At 41.7% G+C, this 24,795-nt stretch carries 21 protein-coding genes; 9 read left to right on the forward strand and 12 right to left on the reverse strand.

Features of this window, described 5'->3' with window-relative positions:
• Positions 1-255 (forward strand): transposase (locus H140_RS0110355; RefSeq protein ID WP_019672673.1); only part of this gene is annotated, 255 nt, incomplete at its 5' end.
• 371 nt (positions 256-626) lie between these two features.
• Here the strand turns inward: H140_RS0110355 and H140_RS0110360 are convergent.
• The 4 genes from H140_RS0110360 to H140_RS0110375 form a co-directional block, all read right to left on the reverse strand.
• Positions 627-869, reverse strand: coding sequence for a hypothetical protein (locus H140_RS0110360; protein ID WP_019673587.1), 243 nt, complete (start codon positions 867-869; stop codon positions 627-629).
• 299 nt (positions 870-1,168) lie between these two features.
• Positions 1,169-2,068, reverse strand: coding sequence for a hypothetical protein (locus H140_RS0110365; RefSeq protein WP_019673588.1), 900 nt, complete (start codon positions 2,066-2,068; stop codon positions 1,169-1,171).
• 371 nt (positions 2,069-2,439) lie between these two features.
• Complete coding sequence (locus H140_RS0110370) at positions 2,440-2,685, reverse strand: YheV family putative metal-binding protein (RefSeq protein ID WP_019673589.1); 246 nt, start codon at positions 2,683-2,685, stop codon at positions 2,440-2,442.
• A 3-nt stretch (positions 2,686-2,688) separates the two neighbouring features.
• Positions 2,689-4,896, reverse strand: a complete 2,208-nt coding sequence (locus H140_RS0110375; RefSeq protein ID WP_019673590.1) for a M3 family metallopeptidase — start codon at positions 4,894-4,896, stop codon at positions 2,689-2,691.
• 495 nt (positions 4,897-5,391) lie between these two features.
• On the opposite strand from H140_RS0110375, the gene H140_RS0110380 reads away from it, so the two are divergent.
• Both H140_RS0110380 and H140_RS0110385 read left to right on the forward strand, forming a co-directional pair.
• Complete coding sequence (locus tag H140_RS0110380) at positions 5,392-6,504, forward strand: AOC03_06830 family ribosome hibernation factor (protein ID WP_019673591.1); 1,113 nt, start codon at positions 5,392-5,394, stop codon at positions 6,502-6,504.
• A gap of 289 nt (positions 6,505-6,793) precedes the next feature.
• Positions 6,794-7,567: an endonuclease/exonuclease/phosphatase family protein gene (locus H140_RS0110385; protein WP_019673592.1), complete on the forward strand. Its 774-nt coding sequence runs from the start codon at positions 6,794-6,796 to the stop codon at positions 7,565-7,567.
• A 126-nt stretch (positions 7,568-7,693) separates the two neighbouring features.
• Here the strand turns inward: H140_RS0110385 and rnr are convergent, their stop codons facing one another.
• Both rnr and H140_RS0110395 read right to left on the reverse strand, forming a co-directional pair.
• On the reverse strand, positions 7,694-10,102 hold the full coding sequence (gene rnr / locus H140_RS0110390) for a ribonuclease R (RefSeq protein WP_019673593.1): 2,409 nt from the start codon (positions 10,100-10,102) through the stop codon (positions 7,694-7,696).
• 472 nt (positions 10,103-10,574) lie between these two features.
• The gene (locus H140_RS0110395; RefSeq protein ID WP_019673594.1) at positions 10,575-10,802 is read right to left on the reverse strand and encodes a YdcH family protein; all 228 of its coding nucleotides are present in this window, start codon (positions 10,800-10,802) and stop codon (positions 10,575-10,577) included.
• 413 nt (positions 10,803-11,215) lie between these two features.
• Between H140_RS0110395 and ahpF the strand changes: the two genes are divergently transcribed.
• Positions 11,216-12,790, forward strand: coding sequence for an alkyl hydroperoxide reductase subunit F (gene ahpF, locus H140_RS0110400; protein ID WP_019673595.1), 1,575 nt, complete (start codon positions 11,216-11,218; stop codon positions 12,788-12,790).
• A 606-nt stretch (positions 12,791-13,396) separates the two neighbouring features.
• The gene (locus tag H140_RS0110405; RefSeq protein WP_019673596.1) at positions 13,397-14,851 is read left to right on the forward strand and encodes an alanine/glycine:cation symporter family protein; all 1,455 of its coding nucleotides are present in this window, start codon (positions 13,397-13,399) and stop codon (positions 14,849-14,851) included.
• 266 nt (positions 14,852-15,117) lie between these two features.
• On the opposite strand, the gene H140_RS0110410 is transcribed toward H140_RS0110405, so the two are convergent.
• The 3 genes from H140_RS0110410 to H140_RS0110420 form a co-directional block, all read right to left on the reverse strand.
• Entirely contained in the window at positions 15,118-15,450 is a 333-nt protein-coding gene (locus H140_RS0110410) for a protein tyrosine phosphatase family protein (RefSeq protein ID WP_019673597.1), read from the reverse strand.
• Positions 15,451-15,525: 75 nt separating this feature from the next.
• Positions 15,526-15,852 (reverse strand): beta-lactamase hydrolase domain-containing protein, encoded by a 327-nt coding sequence (locus H140_RS0110415; protein WP_019673598.1) that lies wholly within the window; start codon positions 15,850-15,852, stop codon positions 15,526-15,528.
• 207 nt (positions 15,853-16,059) lie between these two features.
• On the reverse strand, positions 16,060-17,853 hold the full coding sequence (locus H140_RS0110420) for a SulP family inorganic anion transporter (RefSeq protein ID WP_019673599.1): 1,794 nt from the start codon (positions 17,851-17,853) through the stop codon (positions 16,060-16,062).
• 249 nt (positions 17,854-18,102) lie between these two features.
• Here H140_RS0110420 and trxA point away from each other — a divergent pair, with 249 nt between their 5' ends.
• On the forward strand, positions 18,103-18,540 hold the full coding sequence (trxA, locus tag H140_RS0110425) for a thioredoxin (protein WP_019673600.1): 438 nt from the start codon (positions 18,103-18,105) through the stop codon (positions 18,538-18,540).
• A gap of 345 nt (positions 18,541-18,885) precedes the next feature.
• Here trxA and H140_RS0110430 read toward each other — a convergent pair whose 3' ends face one another.
• The 3 genes from H140_RS0110430 to H140_RS15235 form a co-directional block, all read right to left on the reverse strand.
• Positions 18,886-19,584, reverse strand: coding sequence for a VIT1/CCC1 transporter family protein (locus H140_RS0110430; protein WP_019673601.1), 699 nt, complete (start codon positions 19,582-19,584; stop codon positions 18,886-18,888).
• Between the two features lie 36 nt (positions 19,585-19,620).
• Positions 19,621-20,934, reverse strand: a complete 1,314-nt coding sequence (locus H140_RS14965) for an anhydro-N-acetylmuramic acid kinase (RefSeq protein ID WP_019673602.1) — start codon at positions 20,932-20,934, stop codon at positions 19,621-19,623.
• Positions 20,935-20,998: 64 nt separating this feature from the next.
• Positions 20,999-21,916, reverse strand: a complete 918-nt coding sequence (locus tag H140_RS15235; RefSeq protein WP_019673603.1) for a plasmid pRiA4b ORF-3 family protein — start codon at positions 21,914-21,916, stop codon at positions 20,999-21,001.
• 295 nt (positions 21,917-22,211) lie between these two features.
• Between H140_RS15235 and tyrS the strand changes: the two genes are divergently transcribed.
• From tyrS to H140_RS0110460, 3 genes are all read left to right on the forward strand, one after another.
• On the forward strand, positions 22,212-23,444 hold the full coding sequence (gene tyrS / locus H140_RS0110445) for a tyrosine--tRNA ligase (RefSeq protein ID WP_019673604.1): 1,233 nt from the start codon (positions 22,212-22,214) through the stop codon (positions 23,442-23,444).
• 405 nt (positions 23,445-23,849) lie between these two features.
• Complete coding sequence (locus tag H140_RS0110455) at positions 23,850-24,467, forward strand: GNAT family N-acetyltransferase (protein ID WP_019673606.1); 618 nt, start codon at positions 23,850-23,852, stop codon at positions 24,465-24,467.
• A 55-nt stretch (positions 24,468-24,522) separates the two neighbouring features.
• A complete protein-coding gene (locus tag H140_RS0110460) occupies positions 24,523-24,738 on the forward strand; it encodes a DUF1653 domain-containing protein (RefSeq protein WP_026349022.1) in 216 nt (71 codons plus the stop codon).
• Positions 24,739-24,795: the final 57 nt, after the last annotated feature.

Here is a 24,795-nt window from a genome sequence, read left to right on the forward strand (position 1 = left end):
GTTATGGATGGTGCTCTATGGCATCAACCAAGTTTAAACCTACATAATGTGACGATGCTTAAATTACCCCCTTATTCACCTGAGTTAAATCCATCTGAACAGGTGTGGTCGTATTTGAAACAACATTGGTTATCCAATAGGTGTTTTGATGGTTATGAGGCTATTGTTAATGCTGCCTGCAAGGCTTGGAATAGACTTTGTTCCAAGCCCGAGCTCATTCAGTCTATAACTTCTCGTGATTGGATTGGTTTATAGGTTTATTTATGGAATTGGTATAAATTGTTATATTCGTTTATTATGATATTAATGGTTATGAATTGAAAAAGACAGCGAGAGTAGTTGGTCGGGTGCACCATGCGCATCTATTGCATGGAATAATGGTGCGCGGGGCGCACCCTACGGGAACTTTTTAAGTCACAGTTTCTAATCGGTGCGTGGAACGCACCCTACAGACTAACACATATGTTCTATATTATGGATTAGCAGATAAAAATTTTCAAAATCATCTTGAAGTTCCTGTCCGAGATATTGATATTCGATTTTTAATGTCTATTGTTTTAAATCTCCTTTCCATTCGGTTATTCCTCTATCGTGAGATGTTGCGAATATGTCTTCAATTTAATTTGTCATAATTCAATTTCTACATAATCAGAATTAGATTCAGATATTTTTCTCGATTCTTTAAATGCTTTTTCTTCATTTAATTTATAGTCAAATTGCATGTACTCTTTAATTTCATCAATCGAATCAAAACCTATGTGCGCCATATAATCATCAAACTCATTTTGTATTTCCTTCCAATCAGAATATTTTTTTTGACTAACTAAAACTTTGTCTGACCTTAAAAATATAAAATTGAATTTCTGCATTTTTCTAATTACCTACAACGGTTCGGATATGAAAAGTAGCAAGCGTGGGTGCAACGCAATGAAACCCACGTATTAAAAGCCCTTGTTATGTTGATTAGCACTCACGTTACTACAACTGCATTTGCAATGACCTTTAGAAGCTTAACCGAATTCTTAATGGAAACGTTAAACCACCGAAAAAATATTGATTTAACACTTAACTTAAAAACGATTGGTAGGTTGGTGTCGAGGTAACGAGACCCAACACATTATAAATTAAAAACAGTTGGATGTCGTTCCTCCCCCCAACCTACGCGCTTTTATTCTTCAATTGCTTTTTCCGTCTTTTTTTTAATTCCTTTTGATTGTCTCACAAGTTCTTGTAAAAACTCTTTGTGTTTCTTCAAATCATGAGAACTAATCTTCATTCTATATTTTCCGTACCGCTTATCATAGTCCATCAAATCAATACCACGATTTTCAATTTCATTTTCAAGTTCTTCTGATCGGTCAAGTCGGATTTCCATCCTAGTAAAGTTCTTTTTAGCCCTAAACAAAATAAAATTATCCGCTCTGCCATTTTGGGCAAGTCCGATATAAAATTTGTTGTATTTTAGTTGGTAGCCTGGAATAACTTCAGTGATCATTTCTAATGCTTCATCTACAATTTTAATGGTCTTAGGTGTCCCTTTTTGAGTTTCCCAATAGTTTCGGTCTGTAATCTCACTAATTTCTTCATCATCGTCAACGAGTCCGAGAACCATTTCGTCTAATACTTTATTAAAGGTCAGGAAGTAATCATCTTCATTTTTATATGCGGTTAATTGAATAGCAATAAGAGGAATGTTTCCGTTAAAAAGCCCAATTACATTCAAGAATCTACTCGTAATCTCTTCCGCAATTATTACAGCACAATGTTCATATTGAGGGTATCGCTTTCTTTCAATGTCCCAATATTCGATAGTCCTTATTATATGGCTTTCATCTGTTTTACCTAGTTGAATTTCAACTTCATATCTTTTGTTTATTTCTGGGTCTTGAAGTAATATATCCAGTCTTCCTGCTCTAATTTGTTTCCTTTCTTTGTCTTTAAGAACCAAGTCACCCAGTCCAATTACCTCTGGGTTTTTTGCAATAATTTCTTGTAACCAAGCTTCTGTAAGGATAGGGTGGTCTTTAAGTTTTACTTTTTCAGGATATATCAAGTTTATTCTACTCATTTTTTTTGACCTTGATGTGTGACCAACTTCCCGATAAACAACATTATTACGTTTATCGGAGATGTAAGTTAATATGTTTGTTTATCAGGATATTAATGGTTATTGAATAAAAAAGCCAGAAATTGCTTACTAGTTTGTGCAGCAATTAGATTTTAAGTATAGGCTCTTGCCGAGGGACGAGGCACGGATATAGTGCTTAAAGAAAGACTACTTATATCTCGCATATTTCTCCATGTTGCTGGGACTGCGATATTGAGGCTAGTTTTTTGCTTTTCTATCTTTAATAAAATGATTTTCCACAAAAAAAGGGCTGAACGCCCTTTGTTATTTGTGATGCAGAAGTCCAACTTTAAAACCTACTTAACTTAAAGCTACTTAATAAACCTCACCGTACCTTGCGTACCTGTGCTCATCGCATCATTTGCTAGGGCATTTTTTTCTCTGATTGCTTCAGGGTCTGGGCGACGCTCGCTGTGTCCGCATTTTGTGCATTCGATATATTCGTCCTCTTCAGGCTCAAATATACGGACTTGCACTACTGCATCCATTTCATCACATTTTGGACACTTGACGCCAGCTAAAAACTGGCGTCTTGGGCGTTTGGATTCATAACGCATTTTTTAGGCTACCTCATTGTTTTGAGTGTCGGTAAAGCCGCTGTGGCGTAGTAGGGCATCAATTGTTGCACTGCGACCACGGAAGTTTTCAAAGTTGGTTTTGGCAGGTAGGCTACCACCTACCGATAAAATGCTCTCTCTAAATGCCTTGCCTGTTTGTGGGTTGAAAATGCCGTCTTCTTCAAATTTGCTAAAGGCATCGGCAGAGAGTAGTTCTGCCCATTTATAAGAGTAGTAGCCTGCGGCATAACCCCCTGCGAAGATATGGCTAAAGCCATTGGCAAAGCGGTTGTACGCTGGTGTTTGCATAATGGCGACATCGTCACGCACGCTATCCAGTGTCGCTAAGATGCCTTGATAGTCTGGGGCAGGGGACTTAGCGTGTAATAGCAAGTCAAATAGGGCAAATTCGATTTGACGTAGGGTTTGCATACCGCTTTGGAAGTTTTTGGCGGCAAGCAAGGCGTCTAGTTTGTCTTTGGGCAGTGGCTCGCCAGTGTCAACATGGGCACTGATGAGGTTGATGCCATCGCTATCCCACGCCCAGTTTTCCATAAATTGGCTAGGTAATTCGACTGCGTCCCACTCTACGCCATTGACACCTGCCACATCGCTAATGCTCACTTGGGTCAGTAGGTGGTGCAAGCCGTGTCCAAATTCGTGGAATAAGGTGGTGACTTCGTTATGGGTTAATAAGCTGGGTTTGCCGTCAGTTGGTGGGGTAAAGTTACCGACCATAAAGCAGACAGGCAGTTGCTGGTAGCCTTGCTCGGGCGTATTGCCAGCATAGTGATAGCGAGATTGGAAACCGCTCATCCAAGCCCCACCTCGTTTGCCTTGACGGGCATATAAGTCAAAATAGAAACCACCGATTAAGGTGCCATTGTTGTCTGTATCGTCATCTGTATTGCCGTTTGTATTGGTGTCAAATAGTTGGTAAAAACGCACATCGTCATGCCAACGGGTGACGTGTTCGGTGCATTCAACGGCTTTGATTCCATATAGGCGGTTGACGATGCTAAATAATCCGTCAATCACTTTTGGCAGTGGGAAGTAAGGGCGAATCTCTTCTTGCGATAGGCTAAATTTGGCTTGTTTTACTTTTTCGGCAATATAGGCGGTGTCCCAAGGTTGTAGGTCGTTTGTTGCTATGCCGTGCTTGTTTGCTTCTGCTTGGAGTTGTTTTAAGTCTTGCTGTGCGGACGGTGTGGCTTTGCTAGCAAGGTTGCGTAAAAAGCTTTCTACTTGTGGCACGGTGTCTGCCATTTTGCGAGATAGTGACACTTCGGCATAGTTATTAAAGCCTAACAGTTTTGCTTTTTGCTCACGTAGGCTTAAGATTTTTTCCATAACCTCACTGTTGTTTAATGGCTCGCCTTTGCCATTTTTATGCTCATCAAATTCTGAAGCACGGGTCACGTAGGCTTTATATAAGGTTTCACGCAGGTTGCGGTCATCGGCATGGGTCATCACGGCTAGATAAACAGGAATGTCTAGCGTTGCTACATAGTATGGCGTCGGTAGGGCGTCTATTTCGGCTTGTGTTTTTTGCTTGCTGTCTAGCAGTTTGGCTTTATATTGCTCGCCTGCATTTGCCAACATGGCTAAGCCACTGTCGGTGATGCCTGCTAGTTGTTCATCGCTAAGTGGCAAGGCAAATGCTTGGGTGGCATCGAGTATGTTGTCAGAGAACTTAGCCGATAAGGTGGAAAGCTCGCTTTGAATGTCGGCATAGGTTTTTTGTTGCTCTTCTGGCAGGGCAACGCCTGATAGCTCAAAGCTTTGGATAGCAAGTTCGGTAGCACGTTTGCGGGCAGGCTCAAGTGTGTCAAAAAATGCGCTATCATTTTTGAGGGTTTGATAACGCTGATACAGGGGTTTGTGCTGACCAACACGAGTGCCATAAGCAGACAGTAGCGGTAGTAGCTCATGATGCACATGGCGGATGTCATCATTACTCATGACGCTGTTTAGGTGCGAAACAATGCCCCAACTGCGATCTAGCTCAAGTCCAATATGGTCAAATTCAATAATGTCATTGAGCGCAGCTTGTGCTTGATTGGGCACGCTTTGGGTATCCAGAGTATCTAAAAAAGCGTTGCTTTTATCCAGTGCCGTAATGACCTGAGTTTTTAGCTGTGCTGGGGTGACTTGTGAAAAGTCGACCAGATGTAGATTTTGATCTAAGGTGGCTTGTGTGTTTTGCATCATTATTATATCCATTATTTTGAGTTGTTTTCGATGATTAAAAAACTGCTTAAACTGATTGTAAATATTTAGCTTTATATGGTATGTGGTTTGTTGATCAGATAGGTGGATAGGTGTTAAAGCCGTTGCATGAGTTTGCCTGTTGGTAAGGGCTTACCTGTATGATATTGAGTCTAAAGCTAGAGATTACAAGGTAATGACTGAACTGAAATTTTTAACTTTTTAACCAACTTTTACTTAATCTAACTTATGTTAATAATTTTTACATAATAAAAACAGGGTTGCTTAATTAAATACTATTTATTTACAAAGCCTGTATGGAGTTTAATAACAATACTTGCTATTTTAGAATTAGTAGCACTAAATACAAAATAGATTTTAGCAATTCATTTTATAAATTCATTTTATAAACAAGAGCTTGGCATCAACAGCTTTGAATTCTAAAAATTAGAGCCTTAATAAATACTTTAATAAATAAGATAAATAAAAGGACGTTTTATGAAGTCAATACTAAAAGAATTACGCAATAAAGTTGCTCAACCTGCTGTGAGTATTTTTGTTAAAACACACCGCAAGCATCCAGATAACGAGCAAGATCCCATCGCCTTAAAAAATCAATTAAAAGTGGCGGAAGAGCGTATTAGTAATGAGTATGATAAAACAACAGCGACGACCATTCTAGAAAAAATTCATGCAAAAACAGACGAGCTAGATCATAACTATAACCTAGATACCCTAGCAATATTTGCCAGTACAGAGGATGTGCAAGTTCTGCGCTTACCTATTGATGTCAAACAGCGAGTGATTATTGATGAGCGCTATGCAACTCGTGACTTAGTGCGTGATATGGCTAGCGCTGTGCATTATTATACTGTTGTGCTTGGTCGTGATCATGCCCGTTTAATTGAAGCATCTAACGATCGTGTTGTTAAAGAGTTTGAGCACGATGACGAGGCTCAAAAGAATATGGAAAATATGCCATTTCCTATCGAGAATAATAGCCCATATAAGACAGGTGATGGTAGCTCAGATCGTTCATCAAATAAAGAAAATAGCTATCTAACAGAGTACTTTAATCGTATTGATAAAAGCGTGCAAGAGCTGTGGGGCGAGCATCAAATGCCACTGGTCTTGGTAGGCGATAACCGCAATATCAGTTATTATCAAGAAGTGTGTGATCGTCCTGAAAACATCATTGCTTCAGTGTCTAATGTCACAGACTTAGAGAATGGCAGTGCTCAGCATATCGTAGATGGTGTACAAGAGGCAGTAGAAGCTTATCGCACTTCATTGCATGAAGCCGCTTTAGGTGAGATTGATAAAGCACGTGGGGCACAGATGTTACGTGTTGATTTGCAAGAAGTTTATCGTGCAGCCTTCCAAGGTGCTGGCGAGACGTTATATCTACGCAAAGGCTATATGCAACCTGCGATTATTGATGAGAAGGCGCAGACGTTACAGTTGGCGGATGATCCAGCAGCAGAGGGTGTTACCGATGATGCGGTTAGCGATATCATTGAGCATGTGATTCACAATGGTGGTAAAGTTGTGTTTATGCCTCAAGAGATTATGGGTGAAGACTTGCCAATTGCCTTGGTCACTCGTTACTAGCTACTTATTGAGGACATGACCTGATATCAATATCAATAGGGACGGTCCTCATTATATAATATGTTATCAAAAGCAAAGTTAGTTATTAACAGCAAAACATAACATATTGAAAAAAGCACTGGCACTGGCTGGTGCTTTTTTGTCTGTATTATTTTCCTAGTCTGACTACGATTTGTTTTTTTATCGTCATTTTCAAAATGAAGACACGCCTTAGTCAGCCATAGACTTCAAGTTTATTTTGAGTTATTTTTAACCGCTCTCCGCACTAATAATACAAGTATCGACAATTATGAATAAGAGCAGTAGTAATAGTATAGTCTTAACCAGCTACAATATACATAAAGGCATGTCGCCACTAAATAGGCAGGTTGTGACTCAAAAAATAGGTGAGGCCTTACGTCAGGCCAATCCAGACATACTGTGTCTGCAAGAAGTACAGGGTCAAAACCTAAAGCGGATGGTGAAGTATAACGAATATCCGAACCAGTCGCAGCATGAGTGGTTTGGTGAATATTTAAACTTAGATCACAGCTATGGCAAAAACTCAGAATACGACAATGGTCATCATGGTAATGCCGTGCTAAGTCGCCATCCACTTGACCCGAAGCATAATGTGAATATTACGGTCAATAAGCTAGAACAGCGTGGCGTACTGCATTGTGAGGTACACCCTGCTGGATGGGAACGTCCGATTGTTGTGTTGTGTGCGCATTTAAACTTGCTAGAACATGATAGGCGCAAGCAGTATGATGCCATTGCAAAGTATGTCAATGATAGTGACCTTATCGATGAAGATACGCCACTGGTATTAGCAGGAGATTTTAATGATTGGAAAAAAGTCTCTTGTCAGAAGTTAGCCGATGAGCTAAATATGACCGAAGCATTTATGGAGTATCATGATCGGCTATTACCTACGTTTCCTGCTAAGTTACCAGTCCTTAGTTTAGATCGCATTTATGTGCGTAATGTGCAAGTAAAGCAGGCTTGGGTACACAAGGGTAAGCCTTGGTCGAAGTTGTCAGACCATCTGCCAATTAGTGCCGAGCTTGCGGAGTTACCTTAGTGCGCTTGGTAGGGAATGGACGATAAATTAAGTAAAAGAAGATTAAATATAGCAAATAAATAGCAAAAAATAGCGGTGTTTTTGAGTAAGCACCGCTATTTTTGTCGTAATTTAATTGGGAGTCAGTCAGCTAGACTTGTTGTTATCTTGGTTTGTCTTATTGCTAGCTTGATTTGACTTTTTACCTTTAGTGCTACTCTTGTTACGACTATTGCGGTGGCGAGAAGGCTTCTTGTCAGCCGTGGCCTCTTTGTTGCCATTGCTGCTGTTATTGCCATTGCCATTGCTCTTACTGGATTTATTGGCCGTCTTATTATTGCTGGCTTTTTTGCTACTGCCCGTTGGCTTTTTGCCTTGGTTGAGCGCACTGGCTTTTAGCTTAGCGACCAGCTCAAAGTCAATTTGCAATAAGTCCATATTCACCGCAGCAACCTTGATGCGTACTAAGTCGCCAAGACCATAAATCGTGCCTTTGCCACCGATTAGCTGCTGCTGTTTTTCATCATAAGTGAAGTAGTCATTACCCACATTTGAGATGTGAACTAAGCCATCAATAAATAGCTCAGTTAAGTTGATGAACAGACCAAAGCTGGTGACTGTGGTGATAACGCCATCAAACTCTTCACCGACATGGTCTTTCATGTAATGACACTTCAGCCAGCTTTCGACAAAGCGTGAGGCTTTTTCAGCGCGGCGCTCAGTATCTGAGGTTTGCTGACCAGCTTCTTCTAAGGTGAAGTCCATATCTGGCTGTTTTTTGCCAGTGACCTTCGCCTTAATCGCACGGTGTAGCATTAAGTCAGGATAGCGGCGAATGGGCGAGGTAAAGTGTGAATACTCGTCATAGGCTAGGCCAAAGTGACCGATATTGTCTGGCGAATAGTTGGCCTGCATCATAGAACGCAGCAGCATACTGTGGATGCTGACGGCATCAGGGCGTTCTTTGGTTGCTTCAATAATGCGCTTGTAATCGGCTTGGGTAGGGCTTTCTTCTGGAAAGCTGATACCGAAGTTTTTGGCATATTCATGAAGGATGCGAGATTTTTCAGCATCTGGCTTATCGTGGTTACGATATAGCACTGGCAACTCTTCTTTTAACGCAAAGTTGGCAGCACAGGTGTTGGCAAGCAGCATCAACTCTTCAATAAGTTTGTGCGAATCACCACGGGTGCGAGGCACGATGGCATCAATACCACCTTCTTCATTAAACTTAATATAAGTTTCTGGGGTTTCAAATTCCATCGCATTGCGCTGTTCACGCTTTTTGACCAACACTTCATACAACTGATGCATGGTGTCGATCGACTTTTTGACCTCTTTATTGCCAGTTAATGAGTCAGGCACTGTGTCTAAATTGCCATCGAAATAATCATTAACTTGGTTATAGGTCAAGCGTGCTTGCGAGTGCATCACCGAAGGGTAGAAGTCATAGCCTGTGATGTTACCAGCGCGAGATAATTTGATATCCGCAACCATACACAAGCGATCAACGCCAGGGTTGAGCGAGCATAAGCCATTAGACAAGACTTCAGGTAACATCGGTACCACATGATGTGGGAAGTAAACTGAAGTACCACGCTCGAAGGCTTCATGATCTAGCGCTGAGTTTGGCGTAACATAATGACTAACATCAGCGATAGCTACCACCACACGGTAGTTACCGCCTGGACGTTTTTCAGCATAAACCGCATCATCAAAGTCACGTGAGTCTTCACCGTCAATGGTAACGAGCGGTAGCTGACGGATGTCGGTACGGCCTTTGACGTCTTTTTCGGTGGGCTCTTTATAGCTATTGGCTTGCTTTAGGACGGCCGCACCAAATTCGCTTGGAATGTCGTAGTTAAGTAGGGTGGTTTCAATAATCACTTCACGATCATTGTCATCATCCATGACTTCGACGATTTTACCTGTGGCAAATTCATGCTGAGTTGGCCAGTCGATAATGTCGACTTTCACTGGATAGCCAGGTTTGGCATTGAGCACTTTGACATTTTTTTCGGCAACAGTGATCGGCTGATGATTATTAGGGCTAGACAGGCTCACCATATAGCCTTCGTCATCTTTTTCTAAAGTACCGATAAACTGGGTTTGTTGGCGTTCAGTGACCTCAAGTATACGGCCTTCAGTTCGACCACGATTGTCAGTGGTGGTACCAACAGCGTTGACTGTATCACCGTTGAATACCCAGCGCATTTGCTTTTCATGCAAGAATAAATCGGGCATGCCATTGAGTACGACAAAGCCAAAACCTTTGGCGTGAGCCGAGACAGTGCCACTGACCACATCTTGTTGGGTGACAGCACGATACTTGTAAGGTCGGCCATCACGATGGACTTGACCATCACGTGCCATGGCTTTTAAGCGGTTGCCTAAGGCTTCGAATTGATCATCACTGTCCATACCAAAAGCGGTAGCCAGTTGTTTGTGAGTTAGCTCCCCTTTTTCAGCCAAGGTTTGCAAGATAAGCAAGCGGCTTGGGATAGGGTTGTCGTAGTTTTGAGCTTCTTGTTGTGCGTTTGGATCGTTCCAGGTCATATAATACCGTATGAGTTATTTTATCTTAATGATTTAGTATCAGTATGCGCTAATATTAGGATTATCTAATATTTAGGTTACTGTTTTAGTGTTTATAAGCGTACGATCTGTTGTGTTGAATGAGCGTACGGCTTAGAATGTTTTCGTGTGTTGATAATGTTTGATGTATTCGCTACTTTTTAGCGACATTAGCTCTTCTAGCTATATTAACTCTAGCTATATTAACATAAAAAAAGAGTGAATAAGTATGGACTGTTGTGATAGTCGTGGTTAACGGATGTAAATGAGAAAATAGCTCATCCATTACGGCAGATAAGTAGTGGCTGAATAAGTACAGACAGAGTCGGCTTTCAAAATTGTGTTTCGCCAAAACGCCTAAAGCCCTAACAGTAGGTTAGGGCTTTAGGTTAAGCTTGTTTAGCGGATGGGTTTCGCTTAAGCAGTAAGCGCAACGACCATCTTATTGGTCTTTTTACTGGTCTTTGCTTTTTTCGTCTAAGTAGCGACCGATTTGTTCTTTTAGTGCAAGTTTATGACGTTTCATCTCATCAATCTCATCTTCACGACTAACAGACTTTACTACATCATTTTCTAGCTTGTTAATTTCAATATCTAACTTATTGTGCTCGTCAAACATTTTTTGGAAGTATAAGTCAGTGCTTTTTAATTTGCTGATTAAATCACGATGCTCATGGAACATAATATTATCCTTATATAGTTTAGTTAGGTTACATAAATCAAAATAAAATACAGGCTTTAAGCTTCAAAAGGTAAAAGCAAACCAAAAGCCAAAGACATGTCATGATAAATTTATATGCTTAATGCATTATTGTTGTTGACTAGCTACCTAAATTGTACCCAAAAATGTTACAGAAGGCTATGCTTAGTAGCAGTTATTTTAGTAAGATTTGGTAATCGTTACCGATAAAGTTAATTTGTAATATATAACAATAACAATCAATCGATTTGTTTTGTAAATCATTTTCTTCAGTAATATAAGGTTGTCATTCGGACATCAAGCCCTGATAATAAAGGCATGAAGTAAGTAGCCGAATGTGTGTAATGCTTAAATAATTAGATCTTAAAAATATAAAAGAAAATTAGGAGTTTAATATGTTAGACCAAAGTTTGTTAGATGCTGTCAAAAGTTATAGCGAAAATATGACTCGCCCAATCCGTTTTGTCATCGGTAGTGGTGAGCATGAAAAACGTGCAGAGCTGGTTGATTTTTTGAGCAAAATTGCCAGTACCAGTGACAAGATTAACTTTGACACTAACCAAGCCGATGAGAGTTTGGCCAGTCCCATAAGCTTTAAAATTACCACTGAAATCGAAGGGGAAACTAGCGAAACGGGTATCGTATTTAGTGGTATCCCAGGCGGTCATGAGTTTAGCTCATTGATTTTGGCCATGTTACAAGCGGGTGGTCATACCTTAAAATTGGATGACAGTATTCAAAATATGGTGAAGCGTATCAATCATCCATTACAGTTCCAGACTTATGTGTCGTTATCCTGCCACAACTGTCCAGATGTCGTGCAAGCATTAAACCAGTTTGCTTTGTTAAATGACGATATCAGTAGTGAGATGATTGATGGCGGTTTGTTCCAAGAGCAGGTTGAAGCTAATAACATTCAAGGTGTTCCCGCAGTATTTTTAAATGGTAAACCTTTCTTAAATGGTAAGGTCGATACCGCCAGAATCATCGATAAGTTACAACAAGAGTATCCAGACCTATTATCTGCTGCCGATGACGCTGAACAGCTAGAGCGTCAAGATGTAACCGTTATTGGCGGTGGTCCAGCAGGGGTTGCTTCTGCTATATATACCGCACGTAAAGGGCTAAAAGTGACCATAGTTGCTGACCGTATTGGTGGTCAGGTGAAAGACACCCAAAGCATTGAAAACTTAATTTCTGTGCCCTTGACCACAGGTAATGAACTATCTGCCAACTTTGAAAAGCATTTAAAAGAATATGATATCACTATCAAAGAGCATGTCAGTGTCAAAAAGCTGGGTGAAACTGAAGATGAAAACTATACCATCGAGCTAAATACAGGCGAAACCTTTGAGACTCGTAGTATCATCTTAGCAACAGGTGCGCAGTGGCGTAAGCTTGGTGTACCAGGTGAAGAAGAAAACATTGGTAGCGGTGTTGCCTACTGTCCGCACTGTGATGGTCCCTTCTTTAAAGGCAAAGACATTGCGGTTATCGGTGGCGGTAACTCTGGTATTGAAGCTGCGCTTGACTTGGCGGGTATCGTTAAAAACGTAACTGTCTTTGAATTTGCTGATGACTTAAAAGCTGACCAAGTTCTAATTAATAAAGCTAAAGAGACAAGCAACATTAAAATCATCAAGTCAGCGGCCACTCAAGAAATTAAAGCGACTGATGGTAAAGTTACCTCTATCGTGTATGAAGACCGTACTTGTGGCGAAATTAAAGAGCAAGACTTGTCAGCGGTATTTGTACAAATTGGCTTGGTGCCAAACTCAGAGTTTGTTAAAGGCTTTGTCGATATGAATCGCTTTGGCGAAATCGAAATTGATGAGCGTTGCCAAACCAGTCGTAAAGGTATCTTTGCAGCCGGTGACGTAACTACGGTACCGTTTAAGCAGATTAACATTGCGATGGGCGAGGGCTCAAAAGCGGCGTTAAGTGCTTTTGATTATTTGGTAATGCAGTAAGTTGGTAATGCAGTAAGTCGCAGCTGAGTCGATGATTTGTCGTTTCCAGTCCTGCTGACAGCGGCGTGACGATAAAGTAAGTAGCGCTACTCCCAATCTCATAGTTAACGTGATGAAAACAAAACCACTGCCATTTTATATGGCGGTGGTTTTTTTATTGTCCTAACAATTAAGTTAGCGTATCCATTATGGAGTTGTTATTGCGTCACAGCGACAAAAAATGGTGACAACGCAGCAAAAAAGAGAAAAATTGAAAAAAACTGGATAAAATCCTATTTTTTATCAATTAATGATAACCCTAAGTTATATTTTGCTTTAAAATAGTGAGCATAAACTTTCTTGCATCTTACTTGAACGTATCTTTTTAGTGATAATCAAGGTTAATTCTGTTGAGAGTATTAGGTGTTGAGTATGTTTCACTGTTAGGTATGTTTTGCTATTAAATAGGGTCTTCTGCTATTAGGTACGATCTTGAGATAGGTAAGATGTGCAAATTTACGCAACTTGTGCACGTTTAATCACTGTGATTAGTGAATACGTATAAAAAATTTTTGAGCGTATTCAATAGAGGCACAAGACTCTTTTTTAGAAGGAATAAAAATCACCATGGAGCTAATTCAAGCATTTTTCACCAAGGTAGGTGATTTAACCTGGGGATGGGCACTGGTCCCAATGCTAATCATTTTCGGCCTATTGTTTACGATAGTTGGAAGATTTGCGCAGGTGAGATACTTTAAACGTATGTTCTCGGTTTTGCGCAGCGATGAAGTCGGAGAGGGTGGTATTAGTGCGCGTCAAGCATTGCTCGTCTCTATTGGCGGACGTGTGGGCGGTGGTAATATCGCCGGTGTGGCAGTGGCTATCTCACTCGGTGGCCCTGGCGCTGTATTTTGGATGTGGACCGTTGCTCTTGTTGGTATGATGACCAGTATCGTGGAATGTAGCTTGGCTCAGCTATATAAGCGTAAAGACCACGAAGGCAACTTCCGTGGTGGTCCAGCAACTTATATCCTGCATGGCTTAGGTAAGGATTATAAGTGGTTAGCAGTTATTTATGCAGTGTCTTTATTGTTGTCATTCTCGATCGGTTTTGTGGCATTCCAAGGTAATACGGTAGCAGGTTCAGCGCTAGAGAGCTTTGGCATTGAGCGCTGGGTATCTGGTATCGCATTGGTGATTGCTGGTGGCTTTATCGTATTTGGTGGTATTAAGCGTATTGCAAAAGCCGCTGATATTGTGATTCCTATCATGGCACTGATCTATTTGGCGATGGCTGTGGTTATTATTGTCCTGAACATCACTGAACTACCTAGTTTGATTGGCATGATTGTCAAAAATGCCTTTGGAATTGAGTCAGTTGTTGGTGGTGGTATCGGTGCAGCGATTGAGCAAGGTATGAAACGTGGTCTGTTCTCAAACGAAGCAGGCTTAGGTTCAGCGCCAAACGTAGCAGCAACTGCTTATGCGACCCATCCAGTTAGCCAAGGTATTTCACAGTCGCTCTCAGTATTTATTGATACCATATTAGTATGTAGTGCTACTGCTTTTATGATTTTGTTAAGTGGTGTGTATCAGCCAGGCGCTGAGGTTGACGGTATTGTATTGGCACAGCAGGCATTAACCAGTGAGCTGGGGGCTTGGTCGCAGTATATCTTAACCATTGCCTTACTATTGTTTACGTTAAGCTCTATCATGTATAACTACTACATGGGTGAAAACGCCATTAATTTCTTGGTTAAAAAGAACATCAAAATGGCAACCTTTATCCTACGTGTGGTGGTGATTGCTATCTTATTTGTGGGTGCTGCTGCGCCAAATGCAACCACAGTATTCTTCTTCGCAGATCCATTAATGGGTGTATTGGCATTGGCCAACTTATTGGCACTAATTATGCTATTCCCACGTGCTAAGCGTTTGTTAGACGACTTCGCAGGTCAGCTTAGAGCAGGGGTTAAAGTACCGCTGTTTGATGCGCAAAACTATGAAAAGCTAGACTTGGATATGGCAGCTTGGGGCAAAGATGCGGTAGAAGAAGCCAAAGCGTTAAAAGACAACTCGTAAGTTGCTGTTTAACTTAAATAAGTGAGTGCTCATTTCATTTATTAATAAAAAACCACCGTAGCCTATAGGTTACGGTGGTTTTTTTGTTGTTCCTTCAATTTAAGGTCACGATATAGTCGCAGTCAGCACTAGTTAAAGAAGTCTAAAGTGGTTACAAGGCAAGCGAGGGTAATACAAGGATTATATTAAGGGATAACTGTTTGATAAAAAAAGGCCATCAAGACGATAGCCCATTATAGGTACAACTGTCAGTCAAACCAGACCGCTTAATCGTCTAGTAAATCCATTTGTTTGGCCGCTTCATACAAGCCATTTGAGCGGTTGCCCGTACGGCAGAACATAAATACAGGCTGCTCGGCTTGATTAAAGTAATCGGCAAACTCTTCAACGATCGGCTGAGTTAACGCATTGCCAGCAAATAAGATTTCTTTGTATGCAACGCCGGCTTGTTTGGCAGCGGCAGCAATATCTGCATTCTTAGGCTGGTCAGCTGCTTCACCATCTGGACGGTTGTTGATGATGGTTTTAAAGCCTTGGTCAACGATTTGTTGAACTTGTTCTGGTGTGATTTGACCTGAAAAACTAACTTGATGTGTCATTGGGTTTCCTTTTTTATAACAGAGGTTCTTTTATGATAGAGCTTAGTGTTTGGTTTTAATACTGTATTTTGGTATTTATAACAGACCCTGCATCAATGCACTTTGATACAGTAATTTGGCGCGTGCACCAGAGCCACAGAACAGCATAATAGGTTTTGGCATTTTGTGATATTGCTCAGCAAAAGATGCAATGGTAGCACAGCTTAATCGATCTTCATCATAAGGGATATAAGCATAAGCTAGATGGGCTTTTTTTGCCGCCAGATTCAGTGTTTCGCTTAATGGTTGATTAGCAGCTTCATTATCTGGTCGAATATTAATCAAAGAGCGGTAACCAAAGTGTGCTAGCTGCTGACATTGAGAAGGATAGATTTGTTTGTAAATAGTGATAGTGTTGCTCATGATTTTAAAGTTGGCCTTGTTCAGTAGTTAAAAGAAAGGTGGTGACAAGTTAAACAGTATTTTAGATTTGGGTTAGCAGCTAATGATGCTTTGCTCGTGTTTTTTAATGTTTTGAAGGTTTTATTATTGTTTTACGCTTAATTATTTTTTTACGCTTAGTTTTAGTCGTTAGCAACCGATTTCCTACAATTTTTAGACATACTCATTTTAGACATACTCTGTAGTTTGTATCTTTGGGTGCTGGTCATTATTAGGGTTGTCGTCTGTTAATAGCTCAACGGCCTGTACGGTACTCAAAAATACGCGTCCAGATAATTCAGTTATGACTGGTGTGGTTTTAATAATATCCATCACAGGCCCTTTAATAAAGCTGTAATGTAGGCGCTTATCGTTAGCAATAAGTTCACGATTTAAAGTGGTGAGCATCTCTTGAGCTGTTAAATCAATATGATTAACAGAAGACATGATTAACACAAGATCACGTGCTTTTGGGTATTTGCTTAACGCAGTGTGAACTTGACTGTGTACAGACTCACTATTACCAAAAAATAAGCTTTCATCGACACGCATAATAAGTAAGTTGTCATAAGTGATGACTTGGTGACGATAAATATTGCGAAAGTGCTCAGTGCCTGACATTCTACCAACAATGGCAATATGCGGCTGGCTCGACTGCCAAATAAGCCCTGCAAAAGATACAATAATGCCGATAACTAGTCCGATATTAAGACCAAAAGCAAGCACACCAATAAAGGCAGCAGCAAAGCTTAGAGCATCTAATTTGTCTGTATTGAAAGCTTTATTAAAGGTAGCGATATCAATGAGGCTAATGATAGAGGCCATAATCATAGCACCCAATAATGCATAGGGTAAAGGGGCAATCAAACCACTTAATACCAATAAGGCTGCTATCATCACTGCTACTGTAATAAAGCTGGCTAGGGGTGTGCTTGCTCCAGAGTCAGCATTGATAGCCGTACGTGAAAACCCACCAGCCACAGGAAAACTTTGGCTAAATCCTCCAGCAATATTTGCCAGACCGAGGCCTTTTAGTTCTTTATTAGCATCAAACTTATCACCACGTAGTCGGGCATAGGTACTGGCCACTGAGCTACTAGAGATAAATATGATTAACGCCATTAATCCTGCTGTGGGCAAAAGTGAGGCTACTTGTGACAGTGACTCAAACTGAGGTGGTGACAGTAATGGCAGGCCATGAGGTATGTCACCAATGGTGCGGATGCCCTGTTGCGACCATTGATTAATATGGCTTAGCCAAATAGCGCAAGCGACCAGTAATAAAGGAAAAAGACGCTGCGCCCATTTGGCTTTTGATGCAGGTAGCCAAGATTGCCAGATAGCATGACTGGCGTAGCGATTGAGTATAAAAAGGACAAAAGCCGTCACCCCTAGTAAGAAAGTTGGTAGATGGAAGTTATTAATATTCTCTAACAACGACAGCATATAGCTGGGCAGGCTATTGCCACTAATGGCGATATTAGTCAGGTACTTCATTTGACTAATAAATATCAAAACAGCAGCACCACTAATGAAACCTGCGGACACTCCTCGACTAATAAACTGTACGATCCAACCTTGCTTGAGTTGCCCTGCAAACCACAATATGATACCTACCATTAAGGCAAGTAAGCTTGCTAGCATGGCGTACTGGATACTGCCTTCTGTTGCAAGGCCGTGTAGGCTACTGGCGGTCATAATAGCAGTAATAGCAACAGGACCAATGGCTTGTACATTGCTAGAGCCGACCCAAGCATAGACCAACACAGGAATAATAGACGCATATAACCCAAACACAGGGGGAAGCCCAGCCAGTACGGCATAGCCCAAGCTTTGAGGAATGACCAAAATACCGACCACAATACCCGCGATAATATCAGCAGGCAAATAAGTGGTGTTATAGCCCGATACCCAGTCAGGAACCAGCTTGGCTAGCCTGTGCTTGTTTTTAGGATGCTTTAGTGATGTCTGTTGGTTGCTCACTACCGCCTCTCATTAACGACAAAATAAGGTCAGTTAACTTTTGTTAAAATTATGTAAGCTTCGATTTAACCTATTGAAATCGGAGTCTCAATATCAATATATATAAGCATATAATATAACAGATTGCACGACATCAATGATAATCTATTGTAAGCCAATCTAGCTGTATGACTAATGGTTTTATAGCTATTAACAGATACAAATAGTTGTTAAGAGACAAAAACTGAGCAACCAAAGAGGTATAAAGGTATGAGTAACTCACAATCATTATATTTAGTGTGCCCTCATTGTGCGGCGACCAACCGTATTCCAGCAAGTCGTCTCACCGAATCACCTAAATGCGGCAAATGCCAAAAGCCATTACTCACAGCTACGCCGATAATATTAACCGATAAAACAGCACACAAAACCATCCAAAAAAATGACGTATTAACCATCGTAGACTTCTGGGCAAGCTGGTGTCAGCCTTGTCATATGATGGCACCGCAGTTTGAGCAAGCAGCCGCACAGCTACCCAATGTGGTGTTCGCTAAGCTACAAACCGATCAGTTTGAGCAAGCCGCTGCCCCTTATGGTATTCGCAGCTTGCCGACCATGGTCGCCTTTAGAGGTGGCAAGGAGATTGCCCGTCAATCAGGCGCATTGCCAAGCAATCAAATTGTGCAGTGGGTGCAGTCTTTAGGGTAAATCTAAAGCTGTGATTAAGATGAAAACTATGACGATGAGCAACACAATTTGAGTTACTCTCTGGCTGTTTTTGACGCTGTTTTTGACGCTGTTTTTAAAGCAATGTTGGAGCCATTCTCGCCATCCGCTTGTATCTACTAGTCTGGGCGAGACGGTGACACGAATTGAGTGATTACTGTTACCTCGACACTCACTCAATATCTAGTCACCGTAACTCGCCCAAACCAGTAGGATACCGCTACTGTCGAGGCTAAACCGCGCCCCAAGGCAACCATTAAATTAGCTACTGATACTAAGCTTTAGGCTCAATGCAATAATTAGGTGTATCAAACTTTACCAGCCAACCTAAATCGACACACCAAACAGCTTGCCAATTAATGAAGTTGCCAGCATCGCCAGCGAACCCCAAATGACGACACGTAGTGTGGCAGGCAACACAGGCGCACCACCGAGTTTGGCAGCACTGACCCCAAGAATAACCAATCCAAATAAAGTGACAATGACTAAAGCAGGTATTATTAACTGGGCTGGTGCTAATACAATGCCTAAGATGGGTAACATTGCCCCTAAGCTAAATGCAATAGCAGAAGAAACCGCCGCCTGCAAAGGTTTGGGCTGCATGGTTTCAGTCAGTCCAATTTCATCACGTGCATGTGCCTCTATCGCATTATGCTCCGTTAGTGCAACCGCTACTTTATGTGCTAAGTCATGGTCCAAGCCTCGATATAGGTAGATATTGGTTAGCTCTTCAAGCTCACAGTTTGGATGCTCCGTTAGTTCTTTTTTTTCTAACGCTAAGTCTGCTCGTTCGGTATCTGCCTGCGACGACACTGAAATATATTCGCCCGCCGCCATAGACAATGCACCAGCCACCAAAGCCGCAACACCAGTTAATAATAAGGTTTGGATATCAGAGTTTGTAGCCGCAATACCTGCTAAAATACTTGAAGTGGATATAAGACCATCATTAGCCCCCAAAACAGAGGCTCTAAGCCAGTTGTTGCGACCGCTTAAATGAGGCTCAGAGTGAATAGAAAATTGCATGTCCCTTGCCTTGCTCCTAGTTAAGCTAAAACGCACCTAAGCAAAACAAACTTGTCCCAGCACGACGGCCTTATTTGCCCCCGTAACTGCTGGTAAGTTACCTGTCTCACCCATGATGGTCTGACGTGCTAGCCACGCAAAGGCCATTGCCTCGACCCATGTTGGTGCAATACCAAACTTAGCACTGGTCGCCACTTCCCAATTGGGCAGACGCTTGGCAATTTGAGCCAATAAATTGACATTATAAGCCCCGCCGCCACAGACGATGATGTCTCCTGCGCTCATATGTAAGTTGATCGCTTCTTGCTTAATAGCATCAGCCAAGCTTTGTGCAGTCAAGGCGGTCAGTGTCGCTTGTACATCTGCTATATCAAGGGTGTGCCCAAGCTTAGTTTCGATAATCTTGATCTGAGACTGAAGCCAGTTAAGATTGAAGTCTTCACGTCCGGTACTTTTTGGTGTGGCATGCGCAAAATAAGGATGGCTCAGCAGCAGCTCTAATAGCTCAGAATTGACCTCCCCAGATTGTGCCCAAATCCCTGACTTATCATATAAAGGCTCAGATTGATCAAGACTTGAGCCTTGAATGTGGCTTTGATAATGATGCTGATACCAAGCATCGAGTAAGATATTCGCAGGACCTGTGTCATAGCCAGTAACTTTATCTATTTGCTTTGAGGGCAATACAGTAATATTAGCGATACCCCCTAAGTTAACGACGATAATGTCTTCTGAGTCAGTGGACTGATGACTCTCTGCAAACTGTGCCAAATGAAAAGCAGGGGCTAGTGGGGCACCTTGACCACCTACCGCCATATCTCGTCGGCGGAAGTCGGTAACCACGCTAATGCCAGTGCGTTCAGCGATGATATTTGGATCAACTAACTGTAAAGTAAAACCTAAATTAGGACGGTGGCGTACTGTCTGACCATGACAACCAATTGCCAAAATAGACTCAGCGGCGATGTCTGCTTGCTCAAGTAGCTCATTGACCACATGACTGGCAAATTCAGCGTATTCACGGCTAGCCCAGCCAAACCACTCAAGCTCGCTTTGTGGTTGCTGTGCAATCGCAAACTTATCCGCAGACATAGTTAGGTTCGAGGTACCATTTGGCACGCAAAGTGCCAATAACACTTCACGCAGATTGTCTGGAAAGTCTTTGCTATGGGTGGCAACGATCTTGTTAGTAGCGTCATTATCAAACTGACAAATGACGGCATCCATACCATCAAGACTAGTGCCTGACATCATGCCGATGTAATAGCCTTGATCAAAGCTATTGTATAGTGTCTCATTTAGAGTGTATTCAAAACTATGCTCAAGGCTTTGTTTCACATTGCTGGGCATGCTATTTCATATTTCCAAGTTATGGGAGAAATTATTTATGTAGAGGCCTGTGATTTAGAAACCTCTATTTATAGCTTTGGTTGGTATCTTCAGCGATACTTTTTTCTAAGTCTGACAATCGTAATTGTAAGTCTTTAATAAGCTGTTTTAGCAAACCATGTTCTTGCGTTAAAGTCATATTAGGATCTTCAATGGCTTCAAGAAAATTTATGATAGGAAAGGTGTTGAGCATATTTCTCAATAATTTGGTTTCAGACTCAGGTATTCCCACTGTTTGAAATATCGTGATAAGATTATCGACACCATATTTATCTATCAATGTCATTATGGCTTTGCTTTTATTTTCTTGTATAGCTTGCATGAGATTAAGCAAATCTTCTTCACTAAAACCAATACTGGCAAGTTTGGCTTCGTCGATGTCCATCATGGCAAAATCAAGCTGATTAACATCAATATTGTTAAAATCTATAAGGTCGAAATCGACCTCATCAAAGCCCTCTTCATCAAAATCCCCATCATCGTCGTAATTATATTGAGCTGGGGATTCACCGACTTTTTTAGTGATTCTAACAAAGTCCTTTTTTATACGATTATTTGAGGTAATTTTTTCAACCCGAATACGATGCCACCAATCATCGCCAAAATCGAACCAATAATGAAACACATCTTTTTCTTTGAGTTTGGCGTCTTTTAGTTTAGTTGTGACAGTATTTTTAGGCTTGCTGTCAAAAAGCATGTCTTCATTAAATGAATATGGATTAGTAATCTCTGGTGCATCCATAATATCATGCATGCCTTTAATGTCTTTTTTGGTGATAAAAAAGGTATAAAGGTGGGGGTCAAAACGGTCAAATGCCTCAAAAATAGCTTCATGTAATGCTTCAAAGGTACTATTCTCACTAATCTCGATGATGCGATGCAGTTTGTTAATGGGCTGTTCATGGTAGCCAAACAAAGAGACTTTTAGGTGATAAACTTTCATAAGATGACCCTATGCTTGTTGATGTGATTCAACGGATGTTGATAGTGTAGAGGTAGCAACTAACTTAGAGGCTATGAGTGAAATGTATTAAATCTATAAAGCCCCTGACAATAAGATGTCATGATGTATATCATAATACAATATTAGTCTTGGTTACACTTTTAAATGATACTCATGCTAAAATTATCTAAAAACTGCGTCAAAGTAGTCAGGCTATGACTTTTTGACGTATTCTTTTTTAAGCTGCAATTAATAAAAATTTTGTTTTTAAACTTTACAAAATAAGAGAGATATTATGAGTCAACTAGAGATTCAGCCAACTTCAAACCTATCCATCGAAGAGCAACTGGCCATTATCAAGCGTGGCACCCATGAGATATACTCAGAAGAAGATTTAATTGCCAAGTTAAAGCTGGGTCGTCCGTTAAAGATTAAAGCAGGCTTTGACCCCACCGCACCAGATTTGCACTTAGGGCATACCGTACTGATTAATAAGCTGAAACATTTCCAAGACTTAGGGCATGAGATTTATTTCTTAATAGGTGACTACACTGCCAAAATCGGTGACCCATCGGGCAAGAACGCTACCCGCCCACCGCTCACCGATGAGCAAGTGCAAGCCAACGCCAAGACCTATGCTGAGCAAGTATTCAAAATCTTAGACAAAGAAAAGACCCACATTGTCTTTAACTCCGAATGGTTTAACAAAATGAGCGCTGGCGACATGATTCAGTTGGCAAGCCAGTTGACCGTCTCACGTATGCTTGAGCGTGACGACTTCGCTAAGCGCTATGAATCACAGACCCCGATTGCCATTCACGAATTTTTGTATCCTTTAGTGCAAGGCTACGATTCCATCGCCCTAGAGGCGGATGTCGAGATGGGCGGTACCGACCAAACCTTTAACCTATTGATGGGTCGCACCCTGCAAGGTCGTTATGGCCATGAGGCACAAGTGTGTATCACAGTGCCTATTTTAGAAGGCTTAGATGGCGTCAATAAGATGTCAAAATCGCTTGGCAACTATGTGGGTATTGAGGACGCACCAGGCACCATGTACCAAAAACTACTGTCGATGCCAGATGAGCTAATCCATCGCTATTTTGAATTTTTAAGTTTCAAGCCAATGGACGAAGTCAACGCACTCATGGCTGAGATGGAAAATGGTCGCAACCCACAAGAGATTAAGCGTATCCTAGCCGAAGAGTTAATCGAGCGTTTCCATGGTGCAGAAGCCGCCGCCAATGCGCACAAATCAGCAGGTAACGTCTTAGCCGATGGCGAGCTACCTGTTGACTTGCCAGAAGTTACCCTTGAGTTATCAGAAGGGCAGGAGGCGTTATTTATCACCCAAATCCTAAACCAAGCCGAGCTTGCCAAAAACAACGCTGCCGCCAAAGACATGCTCAAACGCAACACCGTCAAAGTTGATGGCGAAGAAGTCGATGCCGGCTTTAGCTTAACGTCAGGACAAACGGTTGTGATTCAAGCGGGCAAAAAAGGCTTTGCCAGAGTAACGATTGCCTAACAGCTTAGTTTTCAGCAGAATTTAGTGTTTAGCAGTGTTTAGTGTTTAGCAGTACTTAGTAGCTAATCCTGCTTTTCGCTACTATCTTGGCTTGCACGGGGACAGACGCTAATAGCGAGTGCCGTTCCTGACTTAGCGATACCGTCCCTAGCTAAGCGTCTGTAACCCCGTGCTTTGCCAAGTATATCCTTCCAGAAAATCCCCTTTAAGGGATTTTCTCTTGCGAGCCTAAAATTGCATTGCAATTTTTTAACGGCTCTCAAATCAGGGCTAAACCGCTCCTACGGCATGGTGCAACAACAATGACCACAATGCACACTTCCAAAGCTTAGCCTTTTCAATACAACAGGACAACAGGCTGTTAAACCTAGCCTTTGCAATATATCCAATATAAAAGGTATCCACATGTCCAACCTATCTTCATCTATACCCCCTTTATCGAGGCAGACAGCACCCACCTTAACCGACCACAATATAAGGCTTGAGCCCTTAACTCAAGCCCATGCCGATGACTTAGCACAAGCCTGCCAAGATGGTGAGTTGTGGCAGCCTGTCATTACCGCAGTGCCTAGTCCTGACAAGATGCAAGATTATATTCATACTGCAACTGAGATGGTGGATCGTGTAGCATTTGCGGTGGTTGATACGGCCACCAACAAGGCCATTGGTTCTACCAGCTTTTACGCTATCAGGCCAGAGATAAAACGGCTCAGCATTGGCTATACTTGGTATGCCAAGTCCTATTGGCGCACCCATGTCAACACCGTCTGCAAGCTGATGTTGTTAAGCTATGCCTTTGATGAGTTGGGTTATTTGACCGTGGGTTGGCGTACTGATATTGCCAACTTAAATTCACAGCGGGCAATTGAGCGACTCGGTGCCAAAAAAGACGGTGTCATTCGTGGGGATAGAATCCGTCAAGATGGTACGATTACCGACTCAGTATTTTATAGTATGACGGCAGAAGAATGGCCACAAGCCAAAGCCAAACTTGAGGATAAATTACAGCACTATGACCGTTAACTCGACCCAAACCCAAACCAACCGTAATAACCCGAACGCCAGTCCAGCTTCTACGGTGGCTACTGGCATCTACCGCCATTACAAGGGCAACTTATACCAAGTACTGCATACCGCCCGTCACTCTGAGACCGAAGAAGCCCTGGTCGTTTATCGCTGCTTATATGGCGAGTACGGGGTCTGGGTACGTCCTTTAGAGATGTTCATCGAGACAGTAGAGCGTGATGGCAAACAGATCCCACGTTTTGAGCTGATTCAAGCGCTGGCTGACTAGCTGAGACTGGAGTCCGTCAAGCCTTAACAACTATTGGATAGTTATTGATATCAAATA

Origin of the sequence: Psychrobacter lutiphocae DSM 21542, from assembly GCF_000382145.1 — a bacterium.
GTDB classification, from domain to species: domain Bacteria; phylum Pseudomonadota; class Gammaproteobacteria; order Pseudomonadales; family Moraxellaceae; genus Psychrobacter; species Psychrobacter lutiphocae.